Raw genomic sequence first — 21,644 nt, 5'->3', positions numbered from 1 at the left:
TCTTGAAATTCGCGAATTTTAAGAGTGGCTGTTTTTAGTTTGCCCTGCTTTAAGTTGTCACTTTAGTAAATCATTTTTTAAAACGTAGTAGCGGTGTCCCAATCAGTGGTGTGAGAATTCCGGCTAAAATCGCTTCTGGAATCCCATTCGAGGCCACGATCGTCAACAAGTACGGCATTAGTTTACTCAAGTTAACTTGATAAAATCCAGCCGCTTGGTGGCTGTAGAGTAGCCCAATCAAGCCCAAAACTAGAATCGTATTCGTTAATGCTCCGGCCACACCAGCGAGCGTCATCCCTAACACTTTTTGATGTCGTTTTTGGAACCACATAAAAATCCAACCGGCTATCAAACCGACAAGAATCCGCGGTACCACCGCTATCAACGGGTTGGTGAATACGATTGGCGCCAAGGGACTCGTCGGTGCGACGAACGCCCGTATCCACGCAATAAGTCCCCAAGTTCCACCAATAATTGCCCCGTCACGTGGTCCCAAGACCACGGCGGCCAAGATAACCGTCACGTGAATTGTCGTAATACTCAATCCTGGTAATGGAATGTACCCAAAAAACGGCACGATATTCTGAATGATCACGATTGCCATTAGTACCGCTAATACACTGATATGATAGGCGTTTGAACGTCTCTGCATCATCAGCCACCTCTACTCTCTTTACCTTATGAATTATGCGCTTAATTATAGCATATCCCCAAGCCTAGTAGCCGCAAAAAAGTGGCCCTCACCCGACCGGTAAGACCCACTTTTGATTACGATTTCGATTCTTTGACACGTAGCCCCGCTCGAATACGGGAGTGCCGATAACTATAGGCAAAGTAAATCACGATACCAATAACCAGCCAAATACCAAACATATGCCACGTAAATGCCTGTAGATTAAGCATCAGGTAGATACATGCCAGAAATGAGACAACTGGTAATACCGGATAAAATGGTACTTTAAATGAACTATTGATTTGTTGTAGCGTTTCGTGTCGACGCAGGAACACCACGCCAATTGAGACCATAGCGAATGCGAATAGCGTTCCAATATTGACTAACTCCGCGATTTTATCTAATGGAATCACAGCCGCAAATACACTGGCAATAATACCAAAAATCCAAGTACTCTTAACCGGCACTTTGGTATGGGGACTGACGGTCCGAAAGACTTTCGGTAACAACCCATCCCGGCTAATCGCAAACAGTAACCGGGTCCCACCATATAACATGACAATCAAGACGGTTGTCATACCGACAACGGCACCTAGTGACACGATTCCCGCCGCCCAGTTTTGATGAATGACGGCTAAGGCATACGCCACGGGATCACCCACGTTAAGCTTGCTGTAATGGACGACCCCGACCAGAACGGCGGCCATTGCCACGTATAAAATCGATGCTACGACTAACGAACCGACAATTCCGATTGGCATATTACGCTTAGGATTTTTCACTTCTTCTGAAGCAGTCGACACCGCATCAAACCCAATATACGCGTAGAATGCTAACGACGCGCCTTTGACCAGTCCGCTAACACCATGGGGCATGAACGGATGATAATTGGCAGGTTTCACAAAGAAAATTGCCACGCCAATGAAAAGAACAATCACTAGAATCTTAACGATTACCATAATTGAATTGACCCGGGTTGACTCTTGTAACCCACCGACCAATAACAGTGAGACAGCCAAAACCACGACAAAAGCAATTAAGTTGAATCCAGCACCACTGACACCGGCAGTACCAGCGGCGGCGGTCAGAAATGTTGGTAGTTTTAGGCCAAAGCCGCTCATTAAATTCTGAAAGTACGATGACCAACTTACCGCCACCGAGGATACCGCGAATAAATATTCTGAGATCAGAGACCAACCAAGAATCCAGGCTAAGAATTCCCCAAAAACGGTATAAACGTAAGTATAGGCACTCCCCGCCAAGGGAATGGTCGAAGAAAATTCAGCGTAACATAAAGCGGCCAGTGAACAGACCACCGCAGCAATCACAAATGAGAGCATGGCAGCTGGACCGGCATACTTAGCGGCAATGATTCCGGGGGTGATAAAGATCCCAGAACCGACGATTGCCCCGACACCCATCATCGTTAGACTAAATGCACTCAACGTCTTCTCGAGGCCGCCCTTATTAAAATTAGCTGGATTGACTGATTTCTTAACCAACAATCGTTGTGATGCTTTCATCTGGTACGCCTCCTAATCAAAATCTTAATAATGCAACGTTGTTAATTCTATTAATTTTTGTGCAATTAGTCAAGTAAATCTAACAATTTCAGTTAATTCATAATCAAATCCGGTCAAGACAGCGTTTTACGTCATTAGTCATTTTAAACAAATTTATTAATAATTCATAAGATTTGTTAATTTTAATCTAACCACCCTATTACTGGCCACTGGTTATCATTGTTTTATTCATCCAGTTGCTGCCGTGTCCGGCGACCATCTCAGACTGACGTTGCACGCTAACACATTAGGCGGTCAGTCGGTTGCTAAGGGTCCTGCTCGCCAAGAACTATTCATTGACCGACCTTGAGCTTGGTTTTTGACGGTTCAACCTGCAAGCACTCCGAGTCTCACTCACCTAACTGTGCCAGTCTCGGTGCGCCATTTCTCACCACCCTAATTGCAAACAAAAAAAGAAGCATTCCGTCTCTCTCAACCGGAATGCTTCTAAATAAGCTTTAGATATATTGAATCAAGGTCATCAAGACTGGCACAACTACGATGAACAACACGGTACTCGTTGTCACGATGTTAGTGGCGTATTCCACGTCACCATGTGCTTCGTTCGCCAAGATTGGTAGCACAGCTAGCATTGGCGTTGCTGATTGAACGATCAATGTTTGCGATGCTAAGGTTGGGAAGCTAGCACCGAGGTTACCAGCAACCATCAAGACAAGAATCATGATGACTGGTGACAAGATGAAGCGACCAATCAACGCAACGATCGTATCACGGTCGAAACGAATACTCTTCAGACCAGCGTCGGCCAACACGATCCCGATGTAGATCAAGGAAAGTGGCGTTACTAGGTTCCCAACGTAAGTCAACGTTGAACTAACGAATGATACCTTCATGATTGGGATATTTAGTAGTAAGAAGATTAACGCAACTAAGAAACCAACCAATGGCATTGGAATAACTTTCTTCCAGTCAATCTTGTTATGCGTCTTTTCCTTGGACTTCGTCGGGTCGTCGTTTGAAATCAAGAAGACCCCGAATGCCCACGTCGAAACGGTGTTCACAATATAGTAAACAAGGAAATACGTCATACTCTTGTCACCGAACAGCGCAATATTCAAAGGTAACCCAATGAAAATCGTGTTGGCGTTGACGATCGCATTGATGAAAATCCCCTTACGACCTGGACGAACCCGCATAATTTTAACTAGCGCAAAGGCAATCAAGTAGCCAATAATCACGGCTAGAAAGGCATATGCCAAGTAACCTGCAAATGATCCTAGCTGCCCACGAGTAAGTCGGCTCAGCACAGATACGAAGATCGATGCTGGCAAAGCGATGTTCTTAATAAATTTGGAAATCGTTCCAGCAAACTTATCATCAAACCAACCTGCTCGTCGTAGGACGAAACCTAATATCATAATCAAAACGACAACTAAGACGCTTTGAATTGAATTCCATAAAACTCCCATGTGCTCTTATACCCTCTTACAATTCTCTTATTTTACCGACACTATTTGCTGATGGCCCGGTATTCTGGGACCCACTTCATATCAGCAACCGCTTGTTTAGCATCCGCAATTGGTTCTTTGTTGAGCTTCTGATCGATAACACTTTGTGCCACGACTTCAGCTAATTTTTCTGAAAATTCAGTAATCTTCGCAACTGGTGGCAAGACTGCGGCACCTGGCTTCGATGTATCCACGATTCCACCTAATGCGTGGCAGGCTGCTGACAGGGTTTCAGCGTTCAGCACCTTGGCTGTTGAAGCAATCAAGCCAAATCCTAAACCAGGGTACATCAAGGCGTTGTTTCCTTGACCGATTTGGTAAGTAACACCCTTGTACTCAACGTCATCAGCTGGGATACCCGTGGCAACTAAGGCCCGGCCATCCGTCCATTTGATTAAATCTTCCGCTTTAGCTTCTGCTAACTTGGTTGGGTTAGAAAGTGGGAAGATGATTGGCCGTTCCGTGTGCGCCGCCATTTCCTTGATGATGCTTTCAGTAAAGGTACCAGGCTGAGTCGATGTCCCAATCATAACGGTTGGGTGAACGGCTTTAACAACGGCTTCCAAGTTGGTTAATTCGTCAGCGTTGCTAAATTCACTCCGTTTGCGCGTGAAGGCTTTTTGGGCTGGGGTTAAACCTTCCGTGTCGTCAAATAGTAAACCTTGCTTATCAACAGCGTAGAAGTGTTGCTTAGCTTCTTCTTCTGTTAAACCAGCTTGCATCAATTCATCCAAGATTTGGTTGGCAATTCCCATACCGGCCGTTCCGGCACCAAATGATAAGATCTTTTGGTCCTTGATGCTTTCCTTTGAAATGTTCAATGCACCTAAGATACCAGCTAAAACAACCATCCCGGTTCCTTGGATATCATCGTTAAAGGTTGCGATTTGATCCTTGTACTTGTCCAAGATTACTTGCGCATTGTCGCGACCGAAATCTTCAAAGTGTAACAATGAATCTGGGAATAATTGTTGTTCAGCAGCAACGAACTTGTCGATCACGTCATAGTATTGTTCGCCGGACACACGCTTGTGCCGGTTACCAAGATACAATGGATCATCTAATAATTTCTGGTTGTTCGTTCCAGCATCGATGCTAACTGGCAGTACTTGTGATGGGTCAATGCCGGCAGCGGCGGTGTAAACCATTAATTTACCAATGGCAATATCAACACCGTTAACGCCCCAGTCACCCATACCAAGAATACCTTCAGCATCCGTCACAACGACTAAGCGAATATCACGGCCGTCCGCGGCATTCTTCAAAGTTGCTTCAATATCTTCAGGTGCATCTACGGAAACAAAGGCCGCATTTTGTGGGTCCAAGAACAATTCATTATATTGTTCAATGGAATCGGCAACGACGGGATCATAAACGATTGGCATAAATTCAACCACGTGTTCATCCATCAAATGGAAGAATAGAGTCCGGTTTTCGTTAAAGAGATTCATTAAGAAAATCCGTTGTTCCAAACGACTAGGCTTGCTCTTGAATTGGGCATAAGCTTGCGTCGCCTGTTCATCAATTGTTTGAACCTTGCTTGGTAACGTCCCCGTCAAGCCAAGTGCTTGACGTTCCTCTTTGGTAAAGGCAGTGCCTTTATTTAAGAATGGGTTATTTAAAATTTCACTTGCAGTTTTTGTCATTACTGCGGCCTCCTAATTAATTTACATTTTCATCAATTTTCATTGCTAGGAAAAACGTCCTATCAATTTACAAGTAATACTGTAATGCCAGTAAAATGTTATAGTCAAAACTATGATATGATATAAATATATTAAATAAGGTCGCTACAAAAGCTGATTTAGAAAGGAATAAAGATGAACACAAAAGACTTGGCTTATTTCGATGAATTAATTTCTCAAAAAAATTTTTCAAAAGTTGCGAAAACATTCGGTGTGAGCCAACCAACTGTGACCACCGCAATCAAACGCCTGGAGTCTGAATTCGGGGCACCGCTCGTGATTCGTGACCGTGTTAAAAATACGTTACACGTCACTGCTAGTGGGGCGCAACTTGCTGAACACGCTAAAATCGTTTTACATGAGTTACGCCTCGCCCACCAAGAAATCGACAATCTATCCCAAAATCGACTGATTTTAGGATTACCGCCAATTATTGAAAACCATTATTTTCCAAAAATCGGTGCCCGATTGGCCGCGGAAGGGCTATTAGTCGGTCTCGAAACCATTGAGGGGGGCTCGATCTGGCTACGTAACGCTGTGCGGGACGGTCGCGTTGACATGACCCTGCTTGGTTCGGTGGAGCCGCTCGCTTACCAAACGTTGATTGCCGAAGAATTTGACCGTCAGCCCTTCTGTATCTACGTGTCCAAGCAACATCCGTTAGCACAACGTAAACGGGTCTACTTTAACGAACTACGACGTGAAAAATTTGTTTTCTTTAATAGTAATTTCATCCATAATACGGCCTTCAACAAACTCACGCGCCGGAATCACTTTCGCCCCAACATCGTCTTTCGTTCCAACGATACCCACGTTTTAATGAAATTGATTGGTGAAAATGTCGGCATCGGTTTCTTTACCAAAATCGTCGATCACTACCGTACTGACGTCGTACGACTGGAATTGATGGACATTGAACCCCCTGAATTTATCACAAGCATCGTCTACCGAACAACCCATATTCTGACCCCCGTGCAGCAACAGCTACTGACCATTTTGCACGAAACATTAGCGGTTGACGCTGATCAGACCGATTAAGCAAAACTGCACCACCCTTACAGAATAGTCTGTGAGGGTGGTGCAGTTTTCGTAATCATTACAAATTGCAATATATCCAAATGAAACAATCGTGAAGACACGTCAATCTCAAAGTAAAAGTTGAACCACTCAAGGAATCGTGCTGTTCACTTAGACAGATGGCTCAGTCGCGACGTTTAAATCTTCATTTTAAGTAATTGATCAATAAACCGTTGTTCATCAGTGGTTGGTAAGTACCCGGCCCGTGTGACCACCGAGATATTGAAGCTGACCGGCAATTGATCTTTGATCTCCAAACATACGACGCCATCATCCGCTTTAACCACATCACGAACCAGTAAGCTAATGCCCAAGTTGGCTTTAACTAAGGCTTTGACCCATGAGATATCGGGGGTCCGGTAGATAACTTCTGGATGTACCCCGGCAAAGTCACAATAGGCTCGGAAGGCTTGTGGGTGCACGTATTTGCCATCCAATCCAATGAACTGTGCCTGACCGAGATTCTTAAAACTAACGGCGGCTTGTTTCGCCAAACTATTTTGAGGACTCACGATAATACTGAATGGCCGTGCCCCTAAGTGAACCGCACGAACTGTCGGCAAATCAAATGGTAAGTAGGACCCTAATAACGCGATGTTGATCTCACCATGCACTAACTTACGCAATAGCTCATCTGAGCCCGTTTCCGTTATTTTTAACTGTTGCAGTAACCCGTTCTGAAGTAACTTTTCCGCAATTTGAGGGAAATATAAAGTGCCAATAATTGGTGGTAAGCCAAAACGAATATCAGTCTGTAACGTACTCTGAATTTCGCGATGAGCAAGTTGCAAACTGGCCTGGATCTGGCGTGCATTCTTGTAAAGCAGCTGACCGGCCCGGGTAATATTTGTCTGTTGATGGCGACGGTCTTGAATCACCAGTTTGACTGCAAACTCTTTTTCCAACCGATGAATTGCTTGAGTCACTGCCGGTTGTGAGACCGCAAACTGCTTGGCGACCATCGTATAATTTTGGCAATCAACTAACGCCCGAAAATAATCTAAATCACGTGTATTCATCCGCGCTCACCAAATTCCTTCATGTACATCGCCGCAATCTTTTGCTGTAGCTCAGCCACTGAATGCCGCCGTGAACGCGCGCAATCCTTGGCTTCACGGTGACATAATAAGCAACGGCGCTTCGGCAGCCCCAAATCCGTCCGCGACAGCGCGCGCTGTGAACCCGCTTGTAAGATGTCAATATCATATAAGCGACCTAACGGATCGTGTTCTTCAAAAGCGACCGCCAGCCGTTTGCTAGTCGCAAAGTCAGTCGTCAGAATCAAGAACCGCTCATTACCCGCCGGATGATTCCAATCAGCTGCCACCGTGTATGTCGACAACTCAGCTTCAAACCGCTGGACACCGGCCAAAAACAACCGTCGTAGTGCAGCGTTATTCTTAATCGGTCCCGGAATATTCAACTTGATTGCCGCAATCGTGGCCCGGGGGTTAGTCGCTGTCAACTGTTGCTGATACGCGACCCGTTGATCACGGGCTGCTAGCATTGCCGTGATTGTTTGCGGTTCACCGGTTGTAAAAATCGTCGCCATGCTTGTCACTTTCTTCCTATATATTTGTTATATTTCCAGCTTAACCGAAATTAGTCGATTTTTAAACTAATTTCTTTGGTCTCTAACTACAGCCCAAATCAAAAATAGCCCACGCACCGATTACTCAAGCGCATGGACTATTGATTTGGGTTAGTCAAAATAACTTATTGTAAATATTTGAACATTTGTTGTCCGGCTTGCCGGCCAAAGATTACCGTTTCAGCGATTGAATTACCACCAATCCGGTTATTGCCGTGGAGACCGCCGACCACTTCACCGGCTGCAAACAGGCCGGCAATCGGTCGTTCGTCCTGATTCAACACTTGGGTTGCTGGATTAATGGCAATCCCACCCATCGTGTAGTGAACAGCTGGCGCAATGTGAATTGAGTAGAACGGTCCCGCCGCAATATCGCGATCCATCCCAGTCGTCCGGTTAAAGGCCGCATCATTATGGTTAGCGACTGCCTGATTCCAGTCAGCCACCGTCTGTTTAAGCGTCGCAGCGTCTAAGCCGGTCTCAGTCGCGAGTGTTTCCAGATCAGCACCAGTCTTTACCAGGCCAATGTGATCGTAAAATTCAACCGCCTTGACCCGGTCACGAATGCCGCGGTCAAAGATCAAGTAAGCACCAGTACCACCCAGTTGATCGATGGCAGCCGTCACGTTCTTACGGGTGTCGAGTTCATTGACGAAACGAGCCCCTTGATTATTGACCAAAATCGCACCTTCGCCCCGAACCGCTTCACCGATTAAATAAGCGTGATCCGTATCCTGTTGGACCGTTGGATGAACTTGGACTTGATCCATATCGACCAACTTAGCCCCAACAGCTTGCGCTAACAGAATCCCGTCACCGGTCGCACCCGGCTGATTAGTCGTCTGATAATTTTTAAGGTCATCACGATACTGGCCTAATAGGGCCTTATTCGCACCGAAGCCACCGGTTGCTAACAAGACGGCTCCAGCCGTAATCGTGACAGCGCCATCCGGAGTCGTTGCCTTAACACCACTGATCTTGCCGGCTTCGACGATTAGCTCATCGACTTTGACATCCGTGAAGAGTGGTAACTGAGCAGCTGCGACCTGTTTCAACAACTCAGTGACTAAGAAACCACCAATTGGGGCCATTGAACTCGGCCGATGGGTCCGCATGACGCTCATCCCACCAGTAATCGTCAAATCGTCCAACTTAATACCGTGGTCTGCTAACCAGTCAATTGCGAGCGCACTGTGTTCCGTGAAGAATTTCAACAATGCTTGGTTATTCATGCCGCCGCCACCTTTAAGGGTCTCGCCGTAGAAATCACCAAAGCTATCAACAATATGATGATGCAATTGGACGTTGGTTTCCGCCGCATTCATACCAGATGAAGCCCGGGTGGTGTTACCACCGATTTTCGGCATTTTTTCTAAAATAACCGGGTTCAGCCCCAGTTCGTGGGCCTGGATGGCCGCCGTCAAACCAGCGCCCCCCGATCCAATGATCACTACGTCATAGTTCGGTTTTAAATCCGCTAATGCGGTTGGTGTAAATGTAAACTTTTCAGCCATTAATTGCCACTTCTCCTCTCAATTCGACCGGGGGTATTCCCCAGTACGGAACCAAAATCTAATTTATTATTGTCATTAACTGGACACGGGCCACCATTCCAAGTCTAGGAACAATGACCCGCGCCACGTTGATCCGCGTCAGTAGTTCAACACACGATCAATCCTTATTTTAGCTTAATCATCAATATTCGTCATATCCAGTGGAACCATCCATTCATCGAATTGTTCCGCCGTGACTTTGCCGGACTTGATGGCTGCTTCACGCAATGTCGTCCCCGCTTTTTCAGCTGCTTGAGCAATCATTGCACTGTCATGGTAGCCGATGTGTGGTGACAATGCCGTAACCGTCATCAAGGAACTGTCGACTAATTCTGCCATCCGGTCTTGGTTGACCGTCAAACCTGCAATCATCCGGTCAGTGAAGCCGGTAATCGTTCCAGCTAACAATTCAGCAGATTCAAGGAAGGCATCAATCAAAACGGTCTTGTAAACGTTCATTTCAAAATTACCTTGGCTAGAAGCTAAATCGACGACCACGTCATTCCCCATAACTCGTACCGCTGCCATCGTGATGGCTTCAGCTTGGGTTGGGTTAACTTTCCCAGGCATGATTGATGAGCCGGGTTCGTTAGCCGGAATGTTTAATTCGTCATAACCGGCCCGTGGACCGCTTGCCAAGAACCGCACATCATTGGCAATCTTCATCAGATCAGCCGCTAAGGTCTTGATGGCCCCGTGAACCACGTTCAAGCCAGAATGATGAGCCAGACCATAGAACTTATTGGAATCAGCCGTAAATTCAATTCCATACAATTTGCTCATCGCCGCAGCAATGTTTTCAGCAAAATGAGGGGCAGCGTTTAGACCAGTCCCAACGGCGGTCCCACCCATGGCAAGCTCGCCTAACGTTGGATTCAACTGTTTTAAGTAGGCAATATCATGTTCAATCGCACTGGCCCAACCACTCACTTCTTGGCCAAAAGTTAATGGCGTTGCATCTTGAAGATGGGTCCGGCCGATCTTTACTACCCGCCAGTACTTCTTTTGTTTGAGCTTCAATTCCGCTAATAAGTGTTCCGCTGCGGCAATCAGCTTATCCACGGCAACGGCGGCCGTAATGTTCATCGCCGTCGGGAAGATATCGTTGGAGCTTTGACCATGGTTGACATCGTCGTTCGGCAAGATTTCAATATCAGGATTGATCTTACCAGCCATGTGTGCGACCACTTCATTAACGTTCATATTCGTTTGCGTCCCCGAACCAGTTTGGTAAACAACTAGCGGAAAGTCCTTACGCAAATCTTCATCGTCGAGCGCTAATAACTTATCAATGGCAGCCACGATTAAATCAGCTTTTTCCGCAGTCATTGCTTCAACTTCTTTATTCGCAATCGCTGCGGCCCGCTTAATTTGAAGTAGTGCTCGAATCATTTCCAACGGCATCTTCGTACCAGTTGGGAAGTTATGGCGACTCCGTTCTGTCTGAGCACCCCATAAGGCGTTCGCAGGAATTTTAACTTCGCCTAAAGTATCTGATTCAATTCGATATTCTGTCATGTTGATAACCTCCAATTAATGTGTTGGTAAGCGCTTACTAAGTGTGTGAAAAAAATAACATTTAGTTTATAAACCTAGTTTAGCGCCCCCATATAGCTATAGTCAAACTCAGTTTTAGCTATAAGTATTAATTATGAGGTTGATATAACAGTCGTTTAGCGCTGAAAGTTTGCGGTAACTGTGTGTTTGATAAAAATGTTTATTTATTCACATGTTCCAATTTATTTCTGTTGACCAATTTTACTCGTAATCGTCATTTTTGATTACTTAATCGGCTCAAATATGCCAAATCACAAAATAGCGAGTCATGATTAAACGAGACCAAACCAGCTTAGACCCGCTGGAAAAAATTCGAATTAGGGTAAATATGCTTAGCCAGTTCGTCCTACACCGACTTCCAGGCATTTCTGCCAATTGCTGGAACGCGGTGGACACAGATTTAAGCCGCAACCCACGTCTTAAATACTGGTCTTCCACTAACCAAGCCAGAAACGCTTGCTAAGTGGAATTTCACCGCTGAGCATTGGCAGAAACGCCTTTCAGTCGGAACAGTGTTCGAATGGCGGACGAAGATGTACCCAACTTTTGATGAATTTGTCATTGTTTTTCATAAACAGTAATTTTGTCAGTCAACTGTTAGGTCGCAAAGATATTAGGGTAGCTCGCTAATTCGGAATTACTATAATAATAATAGAACTCCTCAACAAAGTGGTTAGGGTAACCCTAATGTCTCGCTCAAAGTTCCCGTATCAAAATGGCCAACGACCAATTGTACCCAGTTAGGTGGCCGTTCATCAGCCATTCGAGCGGGTTCCCGACTGTAGGGGCTGGGTGACAATGCTCAGTAGCCAAATTATTCTTAGTCGGAAGTGCCTTTCTTCCGGCTTAGAATAAGACTCGTATTTGAGATGACGCAGGTTGTGCGTTAGCTCAAATCGACGTCGGCTGCATTCCAGCAATTGTCACCCAGCCCCGGAAGTCGGAATAGGACACACACCGGCTGACAAATAGCATCGCTAATTAAGACTCACTTTCATTATAAAACCAAAATTTTGTCACACTTGCAATAGAACTGCCCTGCTTAACTCATTTCAATTCACCATAAATAAAAATGACCCAGTTAGTAATAAACCGGGTCATTTTTGTCATCAATATACTTTAGTCCTTCACCGCTTTAATCGTATCAATAATCGTGCCATCGCGATATTCAATCAAGGCAACGGTGCGATCTGTAAATTCAAGTGGTTGGGGTTGGCCGACTTTCTTTTCGGCTAATTGCTGTAATTCTTCAATCGTATAGACCGGCACACCTGGGACATGGCTGAGTGCTTTAACTAGGTCTTGACGCCGCGGGTTGATGGCAATCCCGTATTCCGTCACAACCACATCAATGGAATCCCCTGGCGTGACAACGGTTGTTACTTCTGGCACAATCGTCGCTAACCGACCACGGACAAGTGGTGCAGAGATAATGGTCAGTTTGGCCGTAGCCGCATCTTGATGTCCACCAATGGCGCCACGAATCACACCATCCGAACCAGACATGACGTTGACATTAAAGTGCGTATCAATTTCCAACGCACTCAGAATGGCAACATCCAATTGATCAACCATTGCGCCTTTATTATCAGGGTCAGCGTACCATGATGCGTCAATTTCTTGTTGATTAGGATTGGCGTGCATCGATGCTGCCGCCCCTTTGTCAAAGTCTTGAACATCCATGACTTTGTCAACTAACCCTTCTTCAAGCAAATCAGTGGTTGGTTTCGTAATACCACCAAGTGCAAACGAGGCTTTGATTTGATTATCAAGCATTGCTTGCCGCAAGTAACGAGTGACAGCTAACGCAGCACCGCCGGAACCAGTTTGGAATGAGAAGCCGTTTTTAAAGTATGGTGAGTTCACGATCACATCATTAACGGTCTGGGCAATCTTCAATTCCTTTGGGTCCTTGGTGAAGCGCGTCGCACCTGAACCAATCTTGTCTGGGTCACCAACTTGGTCGACCTGCACGACGTAATCGACTTGCGTCTGTTTAATTGAGGCCGGTGTATTTGGATAAGCCACAATATTATCGGTCAATAAGACAACTTGGTTGGCGTATTGCGCATCCATCAGGGCGTAACCTAAGGAACCAAAGACTGCTTTACCGGCCATCCCGTTCGCATTTCCTAGTCGGTCAGCATTCGGCACACCTAGAAAGGCCACATCAATTTTAATATCACCATGTTCAATGGCCCGGGCTCGGTTACCATGAGAACGGAAGATTACGGGATTCTTTAAACCACCGTGTGAAACGAAGTCCCCAAGAGAGCCCCGCATCCCCGAGCTAGTAATATTCGTAATCGTTCCAGCCTTGATTGCTTCGATCACCATATCATTCATCACGCCCGTTAAGGAGGATGGCGCCAAGGTCAAATCTTTAATACCGGCATCAATAATGGCCCGCATCACTTGATTGAAGACGAAATCCCCATTACGAAAATGATGGTGAAATGAAATCGTCATACCATCTTTGACAGTGGCTTTTACCACGTCAGCAACGGAATCAACGACTTTGTTGTCCCCTGTTGAAACATGAACTTTGGGGGCCACCCGTTGAATTTCAGGATGTCCGATTTCGGTCGATTCAAAGCCTTGGTAATTTAACTTCGTCATTAATTCTGCTGGTAATTCGCGGTCTACGCTATTTTTCAATGTAATTGCCCTCCTCATCGAGTAAGTTAGAAACTTTAGCTAAGCTCATCACACGTTGGGCCCGCAAAACGACGGGCCGGTCCACCATTTGACCATTCATGGAAATAACACCAGAACCCTTGATCCGGGCTTCCTCAATCGCGGCGATAACTTTTTGGGCCTTAATAACTTCATCCTTGGTTGGTTCATAGACTGAATTGACCATTGCGATCTGCCGCGGGTTGACCAATGATTTACCGTCAAATCCTAATTGATGAATATGCCGCGTCTCACGGTAGAAGCCATCGGGATCGGCCATGTTTGTAAAGACCGTATCGAACGCGGCAATGCCAGCAGCACGAGCGGCGTGAAGCACCATGTTACGGGCAAATTCCAGTTCCGCGCCATCAGGATAACGGTGGGTCTTCATGTCCGTCGTATAATCTTCTGCTGACAAGGCAATCCCAATCATTCGATCCGAGGCTGCCGCGATTGCCGGGGCATTAAGCACGCCCTTAGCGCTTTCAATTGCGGCCATCAAATGAGTCGTACCGACTGGAATATCAAATTCAGCTTCAGCTGCCGCGACATCCTTTTCCAACGTTTGAATCATGGCAGCCGATTCGACTTTTGGTAAACGGATAACGTCAATACCAGCCTTGACCATCGCTTTGACATCATCAGCGTAATACTTGGTGTCTAAGCCATTGATCCGGACGACCAATTCAGCCTTGCCATAGTTCTGCGTTTTTAACGCTTCGTAAACCAGCACCCGGGCCGCGTCCTTTTCAGCCATTGAGACGGCATCTTCCAAGTCAAACATGATCGAGTCCGCACCGTAAATCCCGGCATCCTTCACCATGGCTGGATTATTACCAGGTACAAACATCATTGTCCGCCGTAAGCGTTCTTCATTTTCAGCCATTATAATACCTCCCATGCTGGTGTCGTGGTTTCTAACGCCCGTTGTGCTGCCGTAATAGTCCGCGCTTTAATGACGCAGTCCAACGCCCCTTTATCGACAGCGCGCACCTTCACATTATCGATATTCAATTGTTGAAGCGTCGTCGTGATCACGTGCTTTATTTGTGCCCCGAACTGTTTGATAACATCTGATTCAAGGTCGATTTGAATGCCGTTGTGTCCCGCCATTAACATAATTTGAATATCAGATGATTCCAAGGTTCCGGCGACTGCCGTTGTCTTAATTTCCATCAATTTTCATTCCTTTCTGAATTCGCGCTTGTAATGTTGTTAGGTTATTTTTTATAAACTGGGCCGTTGTTGCCGGTACCAGTTGGTTTAACTCAGTTAAGTTGCCGCTTTGAATCCGTTGCCGAACAGTCCGCGCCGAAATTGGTTGATTAGCCACCGTCGTTCGCGATATCACTCGTACAGCAACTGCCGGTGGTAATTCACGCTGCAAAACTCGGTTATAAATCGCAGTCGTCCGCGACGTCGGTTCACTACCAACGAACCGGGTCGTAATGTGCAGTGCTGGTGCAAGTTGCTGCTTAAAGATCCGGGCGTCCAACGTCGTCTGCGCTTCAATTGCACTCGCCGCTGAATCCAAGAAGTAGGCTGGAAAGGTCGCTGCACTCACGAGATAGTCCTGCCCGCTGACGACCCGAACGTTGGCCAAATCGGCTGTTCCTTGTTGAACCAGCTTAACGCGCTCGGCCGTACGGAATAGACTCGCATCTGTCGCAACGACGAAGACGTAAACTAAATCACTGACCGCCGCGGCTTGTTCCACTAAATAGCGGTGTCCCCGCGTAAACGGGTTCGCATTCATGACAATCGCGCTGACACGCTGTTGTGCTTGGTTGGGAATCATCGGCAACTGTTTGACAAAATCCGTCATATCCGGTGCGCCGTTTTCTAATACGGCCGCTTCATCCGAATGAGCTAATTCTTTAAAGCCTACGTGTTGAAAACTCGCTGAATACTTGGCCTTGGTAAATACCATCATATGAAAGATCTGTGCTTGAAACAGCCGATTGACCAGTGCACTCACGATTTGATTAAACCGGGCCCCCGGCTGACTATTCTTATTACAGACACCCACATATTTAAGCACGTTGCCAGCTAACGATCCGGTCCCAACAAGTTGGCCATCCTCGATCAATCCTAAGGTCACATCAATATGTTCAACCTCTTGCGGGCTAAAATTAGTAATCCCTAATGACGTTAAGAATTGTTGCCACTGGGCATGCTCGTGCGGATTATTTAATTGCATTTCAACAACTTGCGCTGCCATCAGACAACCTCCTATGATTAATGCTGTGCTTGCGCGTACGCTGCAACGGCCGCCGTCACGTTCGGTACCACTTGTGAATCAAAGACGCTCGGCACAATCGTCGTCGCAGTTGGGTTCGACACGGTCTTAGCCAAAGCCTGAGCCACTTGGATCTGCAACGCATTATCAACTTGCTTGACCCCATTTGTGAGTAAGCCCTTGAAGAGCCCCGGGAAAGCCAGAATATTATTGACCTGGTTTGGATACTGGCTAGAACCTGTTGCAATGACTGTGGCCCCAGCCTTCTCAGCTACTGCTGGATTGATTTCTGGCACTGGATTAGCGAGTGCAAAGACGATTGGATCATGATTCATCAAGTGGACGGCCCCTGCTGATAAGACGTTGGCGTCTGACAAGCCAATGAAGATGTCCTGGTCGGCCATGACCTTCGCCAGTGGTTGCCCCTTTAGTTGTGCAGGTGTTCCCAACTGTTTGGCAAGATTTCGTTGATACCGGTTGTACCGCTGATCATCCGCTGTAACGACCCCGTAAACATCGACCAAGGTCAGTTGTTTGACACCGACCGCTGCTAATAACCGAGCTGTAGCTAACCCGGATGCGCCGACGCCGTTGACAACGATGCGCATCTGCCGTAAGGACTTACCGACTACGTGAGCGGCATTGATCAGTCCCGCCAACACGACAATTGCGGTGCCTTCCTGATCGTCATGATAAACCGGAATATCAAGCTCATCTTTCAAGGCCGCTTCTAGTTCAAAACACTTAGGCGCCGTAATATCTTCCAGATGAATGCCCGCAAATGAGAGCGACATGTTTTTGATTGTCGCCACCATTGCTGGCACGCTGACCTGATTTAACGCCAGCGGAATCGCATTAATCCCTGCGAGGTTCTTGTATAGGAGTGCCTTACCTTCTACGACCGGCAAACCACCCGCGGGACCAATATTGCCGAGGCCCAATACTGCTGACCCATCCGTGATCAACGCTACTAATTTACCACTCATCGTGTATTTTGCCTTTAATTCCGGATGCGCCGCAATCAGCTTGGAAATCACCGCAACACCAGGTGTATATGCTTTACCTAAATCAGCCTTATCGGTCACTGCAAGGTCTGAATGAATGTCCAAAACCCCCGTATGGGCGGCGTGCAACTTTAAAATCTCATCTTGTTCTACCATCAATATCTGCCTTCTCTTCTCAAAATAATACCGTTCACTTTGTTATCCCCAGTGTACGACCATTTTTTAAAAATATCAAATTTAGATTGAATTTTTACAATTTTTAAAAAGCCAGCTTTTCTGGTATAATAAACTTAAAATATTATAAACGAGTTTTAAAATTTTAAATCTTAGGTTGATAAAGAGGTCATCGATATGGACGATATGAATCATCGCCGCCTGTTGATTGGAATTGCACATGATTATTACTTATCCAAAATCAACATCGCTGAAATTTCAAAGAAATACCAAGTCAGTCGTTATCTAATTTCAAAATACTTAGACGAAGCCATGGCAACCGGCCTAGTCAAAATTAACATTAACACCCCCATCGAACGAAATAGTGAGCTGGAGGCTAAATTTAAGCATCGTTTTCCAATTGAACATATTTATATTATCAAAGACGCGGATACCACGAGTGACGATGAACGCCACGTAATCGAGTTTGCCGCCGAAACAATCCAGCGCCAGATTATTCAAAGTAACGTGATTGGCGTCGCGTGGGGCGGCACTGTCCTCAGCGTTATTGATAATTTTCAAACCAGTACTCGTGACGACCTGCTGTTCACCCAGTTCATGGGTGATAACTTGAAAACCAACGCCGCAAACGGCTCAACACCGTTGGTTCAAAAAGCCGCCGCTAAGTTCGGCGCACAGTACGTCACCATCCCGGCACCACTCTACTTGTTTAATGATCAAGCACACCAAGCATTGGCTCAAGAACCAGCCATTACACCGGCCATCAGTAACTTTGACCGCATGGACATGCTATTTGCCGGAATTGGCACCTTAGCATCCATTGACTCGATTCCCGTCTGGCATGAACATCGCCAAGCCATTCTGGGTGGCGCTGATCCGCAGGCGGTGGTCGGCCTGTTATACGGTCGGCCATACGACATCAATGGTCACATTCTGAACGCCGACCACGACAAACTCTTTGGCGCTAAAATGCCCGCCATTCTCAAAGTGCCGCGTCGTTTCGGCATCATCAAAAGTAAGTTCAAGAGCGAAGCCTTACTTGGCGCCCTCCGCGGACAATTACTCACTGACATCATCATTGATGAAGCCGTCGCGAATCGGGTTCTCCAAGAAGATCAAGCCACACCACTATCCAAATAATCCGCTTCTTCGAAAACAGGTACCAACGCTGACCGTTGCCGGCAGCTTGGTACCTGTTTTTATGCTTAAAATCAGACTACCAAATACCGATAACTTTCATCCAGAGGGCACCAACGCCACCCCAAACGACTAGGTAGAAGAGACCTAAAATAAAGTTTAACTGCCACCACTTACCCTGAGTAACATACCCAGAACCAAAGAGGACACTCGCTGGGCCGTTCGCATAATGCGTCGTCGAAGCGAAGATCGAACCAGTAAAGCCCAGCATCAGTGCAGCAAAGGTTGCTGGCGCTCCCGCAGAAACCGCGACCCCGAGTAAGGCACCGTACATTGCAGAAACATGGGCAGTCCCACTAGCAAACAAGTAGTGGCTATAGAAGTAGAACAGGACGAGTGCCGCTAAAACAATGCCCCAACTGAAGCCTTTCAAGGCACCACCAATTGCTCCCGACAACCATGGAATAAAGCCAAGTTTATTCAACTCATTAGCCATGAAGATCAAAATTGAGAACCATACCAAGGTGTTCCAAGCACCAGTTTCGTGTAGCACGTCATCTACCGATAGAACCCCAGCAACGAGTAGCAAGGAGACGGCCATAAAGGCAACTAATGAAGCTTCAAGACCGATAAAGCTGGATAACATCCATAAGACTAAGGCTAGCAAGAAGACACCGCCCATGATTTTTTCTGGAAGACTCATCTTACCCATCTTTGCCAGCTCATCATCCGCCCATTGCTTAGCATTGGGCGTATCTTTAATTTCTGGTGGATACATTTTATAAATTAAATATGGCACAACCAATAAGCAAATAAGTCCTGGGACGATCCCAGCTAAGAACCATTGCATCCACGATAACGTAATGTGTAAACTCTTGGCTAACGTGACAGCAACCAAGTTAGGTGCCATCGCCGTCATGAACATCGTACTGGTGATTAAATCACCGTGAAATTCTGCGAACACTAAGAATGAACCGATTTTACTTTGGGTGCCATCCTTAGGGTCCGAACCAAACGTTTCAGCTAGCGACTGGATGATTGGATAGACGATCCCACCAGCACGGGCCGTGTTACTTGGCGTTGCGGGCGCTGTGACTAAATCGACGCCGATCAACGCGTATGCCAAACCTAACGTTCGTTTCCCAAACAATCGCACAAACACCAGCGCGACGCGTCGACCTAAGCCAGTATTGATGAACCCACGTGACATGAAGTACGCCATCGCAATCATCCATACCGTACTACTCCCAAATCCGGCAACCGCCGTATCCATCGGCACGATGCCTAATAATACGGTCAGTGTCAATCCAATGATTGCAACCCCCGCGATTGGTAACGGCCGCGTAATACAACCAATAATAGTTGCGACAAAAATTGCAAAAATATGCCAGGCATTCATCGAAACACTGGCTGGTTTGATGGGACTACTTAGCCAAATAATCAAACCCACTAGTAACGGTGCAATAAAATCACGATACTTGACTTTATTTAGTGTCATCTCAATTCCTCCTACCTAATTTACGCTTCTTTTTTATGATGCCACATTCATCATGGTCAGCATCTTGGCTGCAAAGTGTTGCATCCGGGCACGCTCATCATCTGATAAATCGGCTTCAATCACCTTTTGGAGCCCGTTGCGGTTAATAACGGCGGGTGACCCCAAGTACAAATCGTTAATCCCATATTGACCAGACAAAGCGGCGGAGACGATCAATTCAGCATTTTCGTCGTTTAAGATTGCCCGGCAAATCTGCATCAAACTAACGGCGACGCCATAGAACGTGGCCCCCTTCTGACTAATGATCTGACCACCCTTGCCACGAACAGCTTGTTCGATTTCAGCTTTGAACTGATCATCGACCGTGGTGACCATCTTCAGAGGTTGATCATTGATCATAATTTCATCAAAGTTAACGATGGAACTATCGCCATGTTCACCAAGTACCGCAGCATCTACTGCCGTAGTGGGGACATTCAACTTCTGAGCTAAGGCCACCCGTAACCGTGCTGTATCCAAGGAAGTCCCGGTACCAATAACCCGATTCCGTGGAAATCCGGAGAGCCGTTGCGTCATCGAAGTCAAAATATCGACGGGATTACTTGAAATAACGAAGCAACCATTAAAACCACTCGCAACCACTGGTTTGACGATGGATTCCAGAATCTTCGTATTGCGGTTGATCAAATCTAAACGACTCTCACCAGGCTTACGAGGCACACCAGCCGTAATGACAACGATGTCAGCATCACGCGCATCCGCATATTCACCGGTATGAATGTTGGTCGCATTCGTAAAGGCGGCCACATCTTCCAAATCCTTAACGTCCCCCTCTGCGTGCGTTTTAACCAAGTCAACGATAACGAGTTCATCTAGGGCGCAATTTTGGACCAATGAAAAGGCAAATGATGAACCCACCGAGCCATCACCAACAATTACGACTTTGCGTTGCTTCTTATCCATGTCAATATCCTTCTTTCATCAAAAATGTGTGCTGCACATGTGGTTCCAACTACTTAGTTACTTAACTCACAAGTATTATAACGCAAATGCTTTCATTTTTGCTAATTTTTTAAAAATAAATTATTTTTTTGAAAAATTTAAATATAATTGTTGTTTAAAACGCCTGCGTAGCAGCATTTAAAATTATTTCGATTGTGAACTATTTCTAAAGTGTCGGCTTGTGAAATCATTTTCGTAAGCGGTTACAATCCTGCGTTTAAATTGCCTGATTGGCGTCAATTCGAAACATCTGCGCAAGTTACAAAACTTTTTACCCGCCAACCGATCTTGAAACAGTTAAAACCTGATTAGCGTGGTATATTAGAAGTACGACTCAAACTAGAGAGGACTAATACATTGGATAATGAAACTTTAAAAGACTATCTCGCAAACAACTCCCAAGTTATTACCATTTTTATGGAGAAAGCAACCGATTTTCTGAATCGAAAAAATGAGGACCGGGCGCCAGCACGCCGCTATAACGATGCTGAAATCGCCCGGCAAGCGGATAAGATGCTCGATGATGTGATTGCCAATATTCATGATAAAATCGTCCCCCATACCCGCGAACAAACACCGGCTGCCTGGGAACAATTTCTGAGTGAAAACGACGTACTTGATGATCTGGAACTATCAATGACGGAATTGTCATTCGAATCGGAAGACTAAACTAGCAGTTCAAAATAAAGAAAGGACCGTGGAAGATTTAACTTCCACGGTCCTTTTTAGAACAAACTTATATCACAT

General features: G+C 46.1%; 18 protein-coding genes. 3 read left to right on the top strand and 15 right to left on the bottom strand.

Going from position 1 to position 21,644, the window contains the following annotated elements:
• Positions 1-70: 70 nt before the first annotated feature.
• The 4 genes from V7R88_RS04295 to V7R88_RS04280 form a co-directional block, all read right to left on the bottom strand.
• Positions 71-652 (bottom strand): ECF transporter S component, encoded by a 582-nt coding sequence (locus V7R88_RS04295; RefSeq protein ID WP_054396295.1) that lies wholly within the window; start codon positions 650-652, stop codon positions 71-73.
• A 116-nt stretch (positions 653-768) separates the two neighbouring features.
• Complete coding sequence (locus V7R88_RS04290; RefSeq protein ID WP_060599234.1) at positions 769-2,196, bottom strand: amino acid permease; 1,428 nt, start codon at positions 2,194-2,196, stop codon at positions 769-771.
• Positions 2,197-2,693: 497 nt separating this feature from the next.
• Positions 2,694-3,665 (bottom strand): AEC family transporter, encoded by a 972-nt coding sequence (locus tag V7R88_RS04285; RefSeq protein WP_054396299.1) that lies wholly within the window; start codon positions 3,663-3,665, stop codon positions 2,694-2,696.
• A gap of 41 nt (positions 3,666-3,706) precedes the next feature.
• Positions 3,707-5,350 (bottom strand): malolactic enzyme, encoded by a 1,644-nt coding sequence (locus tag V7R88_RS04280; protein WP_152707159.1) that lies wholly within the window; start codon positions 5,348-5,350, stop codon positions 3,707-3,709.
• Between the two features lie 174 nt (positions 5,351-5,524).
• On the opposite strand from V7R88_RS04280, the gene V7R88_RS04275 reads away from it, so the two are divergent.
• On the top strand, positions 5,525-6,427 hold the full coding sequence (locus V7R88_RS04275) for a LysR family transcriptional regulator (RefSeq protein WP_152707158.1): 903 nt from the start codon (positions 5,525-5,527) through the stop codon (positions 6,425-6,427).
• Positions 6,428-6,603: 176 nt separating this feature from the next.
• On the opposite strand, the gene V7R88_RS04270 is transcribed toward V7R88_RS04275, so the two are convergent.
• The 9 genes from V7R88_RS04270 to V7R88_RS04225 form a co-directional block, all read right to left on the bottom strand.
• A complete protein-coding gene (locus V7R88_RS04270) occupies positions 6,604-7,485 on the bottom strand; it encodes a LysR family transcriptional regulator (RefSeq protein WP_003641316.1) in 882 nt (293 codons plus the stop codon).
• Entirely contained in the window at positions 7,482-8,018 is a 537-nt protein-coding gene (gene citX / locus V7R88_RS04265; protein WP_003644113.1) for a citrate lyase holo-[acyl-carrier protein] synthase, read from the bottom strand. The genes V7R88_RS04270 and citX overlap by 4 nt, the downstream gene beginning before the upstream one ends.
• 164 nt (positions 8,019-8,182) lie before the next feature.
• Positions 8,183-9,571: a flavocytochrome c gene (locus V7R88_RS04260; protein ID WP_152707157.1), complete on the bottom strand. Its 1,389-nt coding sequence runs from the start codon at positions 9,569-9,571 to the stop codon at positions 8,183-8,185.
• 174 nt (positions 9,572-9,745) lie between these two features.
• Positions 9,746-11,128, bottom strand: coding sequence for a class II fumarate hydratase (locus tag V7R88_RS04255; protein ID WP_054396306.1), 1,383 nt, complete (start codon positions 11,126-11,128; stop codon positions 9,746-9,748).
• A gap of 1,158 nt (positions 11,129-12,286) precedes the next feature.
• On the bottom strand, positions 12,287-13,825 hold the full coding sequence (citF, locus tag V7R88_RS04245; RefSeq protein ID WP_003641305.1) for a citrate lyase subunit alpha: 1,539 nt from the start codon (positions 13,823-13,825) through the stop codon (positions 12,287-12,289).
• The gene (citE, locus tag V7R88_RS04240; protein ID WP_054396308.1) at positions 13,815-14,729 is read right to left on the bottom strand and encodes a citrate (pro-3S)-lyase subunit beta; all 915 of its coding nucleotides are present in this window, start codon (positions 14,727-14,729) and stop codon (positions 13,815-13,817) included. The genes citF and citE overlap by 11 nt, the downstream gene beginning before the upstream one ends.
• Entirely contained in the window at positions 14,729-15,019 is a 291-nt protein-coding gene (citD, locus tag V7R88_RS04235) for a citrate lyase acyl carrier protein (RefSeq protein WP_057717902.1), read from the bottom strand. The genes citE and citD overlap by 1 nt, the downstream gene beginning before the upstream one ends.
• Positions 15,009-16,064, bottom strand: coding sequence for a [citrate (pro-3S)-lyase] ligase (citC, locus tag V7R88_RS04230; protein ID WP_003645518.1), 1,056 nt, complete (start codon positions 16,062-16,064; stop codon positions 15,009-15,011). Before citC ends, citD begins: the two co-directional genes overlap by 11 nt.
• Positions 16,065-16,081: 17 nt before the next feature.
• A complete protein-coding gene (locus V7R88_RS04225) occupies positions 16,082-17,242 on the bottom strand; it encodes an NAD(P)-dependent malic enzyme (protein WP_057717900.1) in 1,161 nt (386 codons plus the stop codon).
• Between the two features lie 195 nt (positions 17,243-17,437).
• Here V7R88_RS04225 and V7R88_RS04220 point away from each other — a divergent pair, with 195 nt between their 5' ends.
• Positions 17,438-18,400 carry a sugar-binding transcriptional regulator gene (locus V7R88_RS04220; RefSeq protein ID WP_057717899.1) on the top strand — a complete coding sequence of 321 codons (963 nt, stop codon included), beginning with the start codon at positions 17,438-17,440 and terminating at the stop codon, positions 18,398-18,400.
• A gap of 76 nt (positions 18,401-18,476) precedes the next feature.
• On the opposite strand, the gene V7R88_RS04215 is transcribed toward V7R88_RS04220, so the two are convergent.
• Together V7R88_RS04215 and V7R88_RS04210 are read right to left on the bottom strand one after the other, a co-directional pair.
• Positions 18,477-19,895, bottom strand: coding sequence for an anion permease (locus tag V7R88_RS04215; RefSeq protein ID WP_054396314.1), 1,419 nt, complete (start codon positions 19,893-19,895; stop codon positions 18,477-18,479).
• A 33-nt stretch (positions 19,896-19,928) separates the two neighbouring features.
• Entirely contained in the window at positions 19,929-20,858 is a 930-nt protein-coding gene (locus tag V7R88_RS04210; protein WP_057717898.1) for an L-lactate dehydrogenase, read from the bottom strand.
• Positions 20,859-21,254: 396 nt separating this feature from the next.
• Here V7R88_RS04210 and V7R88_RS04205 point away from each other — a divergent pair, with 396 nt between their 5' ends.
• Entirely contained in the window at positions 21,255-21,566 is a 312-nt protein-coding gene (locus V7R88_RS04205) for a hypothetical protein (protein WP_003641297.1), read from the top strand.
• Positions 21,567-21,644 lie beyond the last annotated feature (78 nt).

Source organism: Lactiplantibacillus argentoratensis (assembly GCF_037290055.1).
GTDB classification, from domain to species: domain Bacteria; phylum Bacillota; class Bacilli; order Lactobacillales; family Lactobacillaceae; genus Lactiplantibacillus; species Lactiplantibacillus plantarum.
This window is presented reverse-complemented; position numbering and strand designations above follow the sequence as displayed.

Coding starts and splice junctions, on each gene's coding strand:
- V7R88_RS04295 (WP_054396295.1), bottom strand. CDS start 652: ATGCAGAGACGTTCAAACGCCTATCATATCAGTGTATTAGCGGTACTA.
- V7R88_RS04290 (WP_060599234.1), bottom strand. CDS start 2,196: ATGAAAGCATCACAACGATTGTTGGTTAAGAAATCAGTCAATCCAGCT.
- V7R88_RS04285 (WP_054396299.1), bottom strand. CDS start 3,665: ATGGGAGTTTTATGGAATTCAATTCAAAGCGTCTTAGTTGTCGTTTTG.
- V7R88_RS04280 (WP_152707159.1), bottom strand. CDS start 5,350: ATGACAAAAACTGCAAGTGAAATTTTAAATAACCCATTCTTAAATAAA.
- V7R88_RS04275 (WP_152707158.1), top strand. CDS start 5,525: ATGAACACAAAAGACTTGGCTTATTTCGATGAATTAATTTCTCAAAAA.
- V7R88_RS04270 (WP_003641316.1), bottom strand. CDS start 7,485: ATGAATACACGTGATTTAGATTATTTTCGGGCGTTAGTTGATTGCCAA.
- citX (WP_003644113.1), bottom strand. CDS start 8,018: ATGGCGACGATTTTTACAACCGGTGAACCGCAAACAATCACGGCAATG.
- V7R88_RS04260 (WP_152707157.1), bottom strand. CDS start 9,571: ATGGCTGAAAAGTTTACATTTACACCAACCGCATTAGCGGATTTAAAA.
- V7R88_RS04255 (WP_054396306.1), bottom strand. CDS start 11,128: ATGACAGAATATCGAATTGAATCAGATACTTTAGGCGAAGTTAAAATT.
- citE (WP_054396308.1), bottom strand. CDS start 14,729: ATGGCTGAAAATGAAGAACGCTTACGGCGGACAATGATGTTTGTACCT.
- citD (WP_057717902.1), bottom strand. CDS start 15,019: ATGGAAATTAAGACAACGGCAGTCGCCGGAACCTTGGAATCATCTGAT.
- citC (WP_003645518.1), bottom strand. CDS start 16,064: ATGGCAGCGCAAGTTGTTGAAATGCAATTAAATAATCCGCACGAGCAT.
- V7R88_RS04225 (WP_057717900.1), bottom strand. CDS start 17,242: ATGGTAGAACAAGATGAGATTTTAAAGTTGCACGCCGCCCATACGGGG.
- V7R88_RS04220 (WP_057717899.1), top strand. CDS start 17,438: ATGGACGATATGAATCATCGCCGCCTGTTGATTGGAATTGCACATGAT.
- V7R88_RS04215 (WP_054396314.1), bottom strand. CDS start 19,895: ATGACACTAAATAAAGTCAAGTATCGTGATTTTATTGCACCGTTACTA.
- V7R88_RS04210 (WP_057717898.1), bottom strand. CDS start 20,858: ATGGATAAGAAGCAACGCAAAGTCGTAATTGTTGGTGATGGCTCGGTG.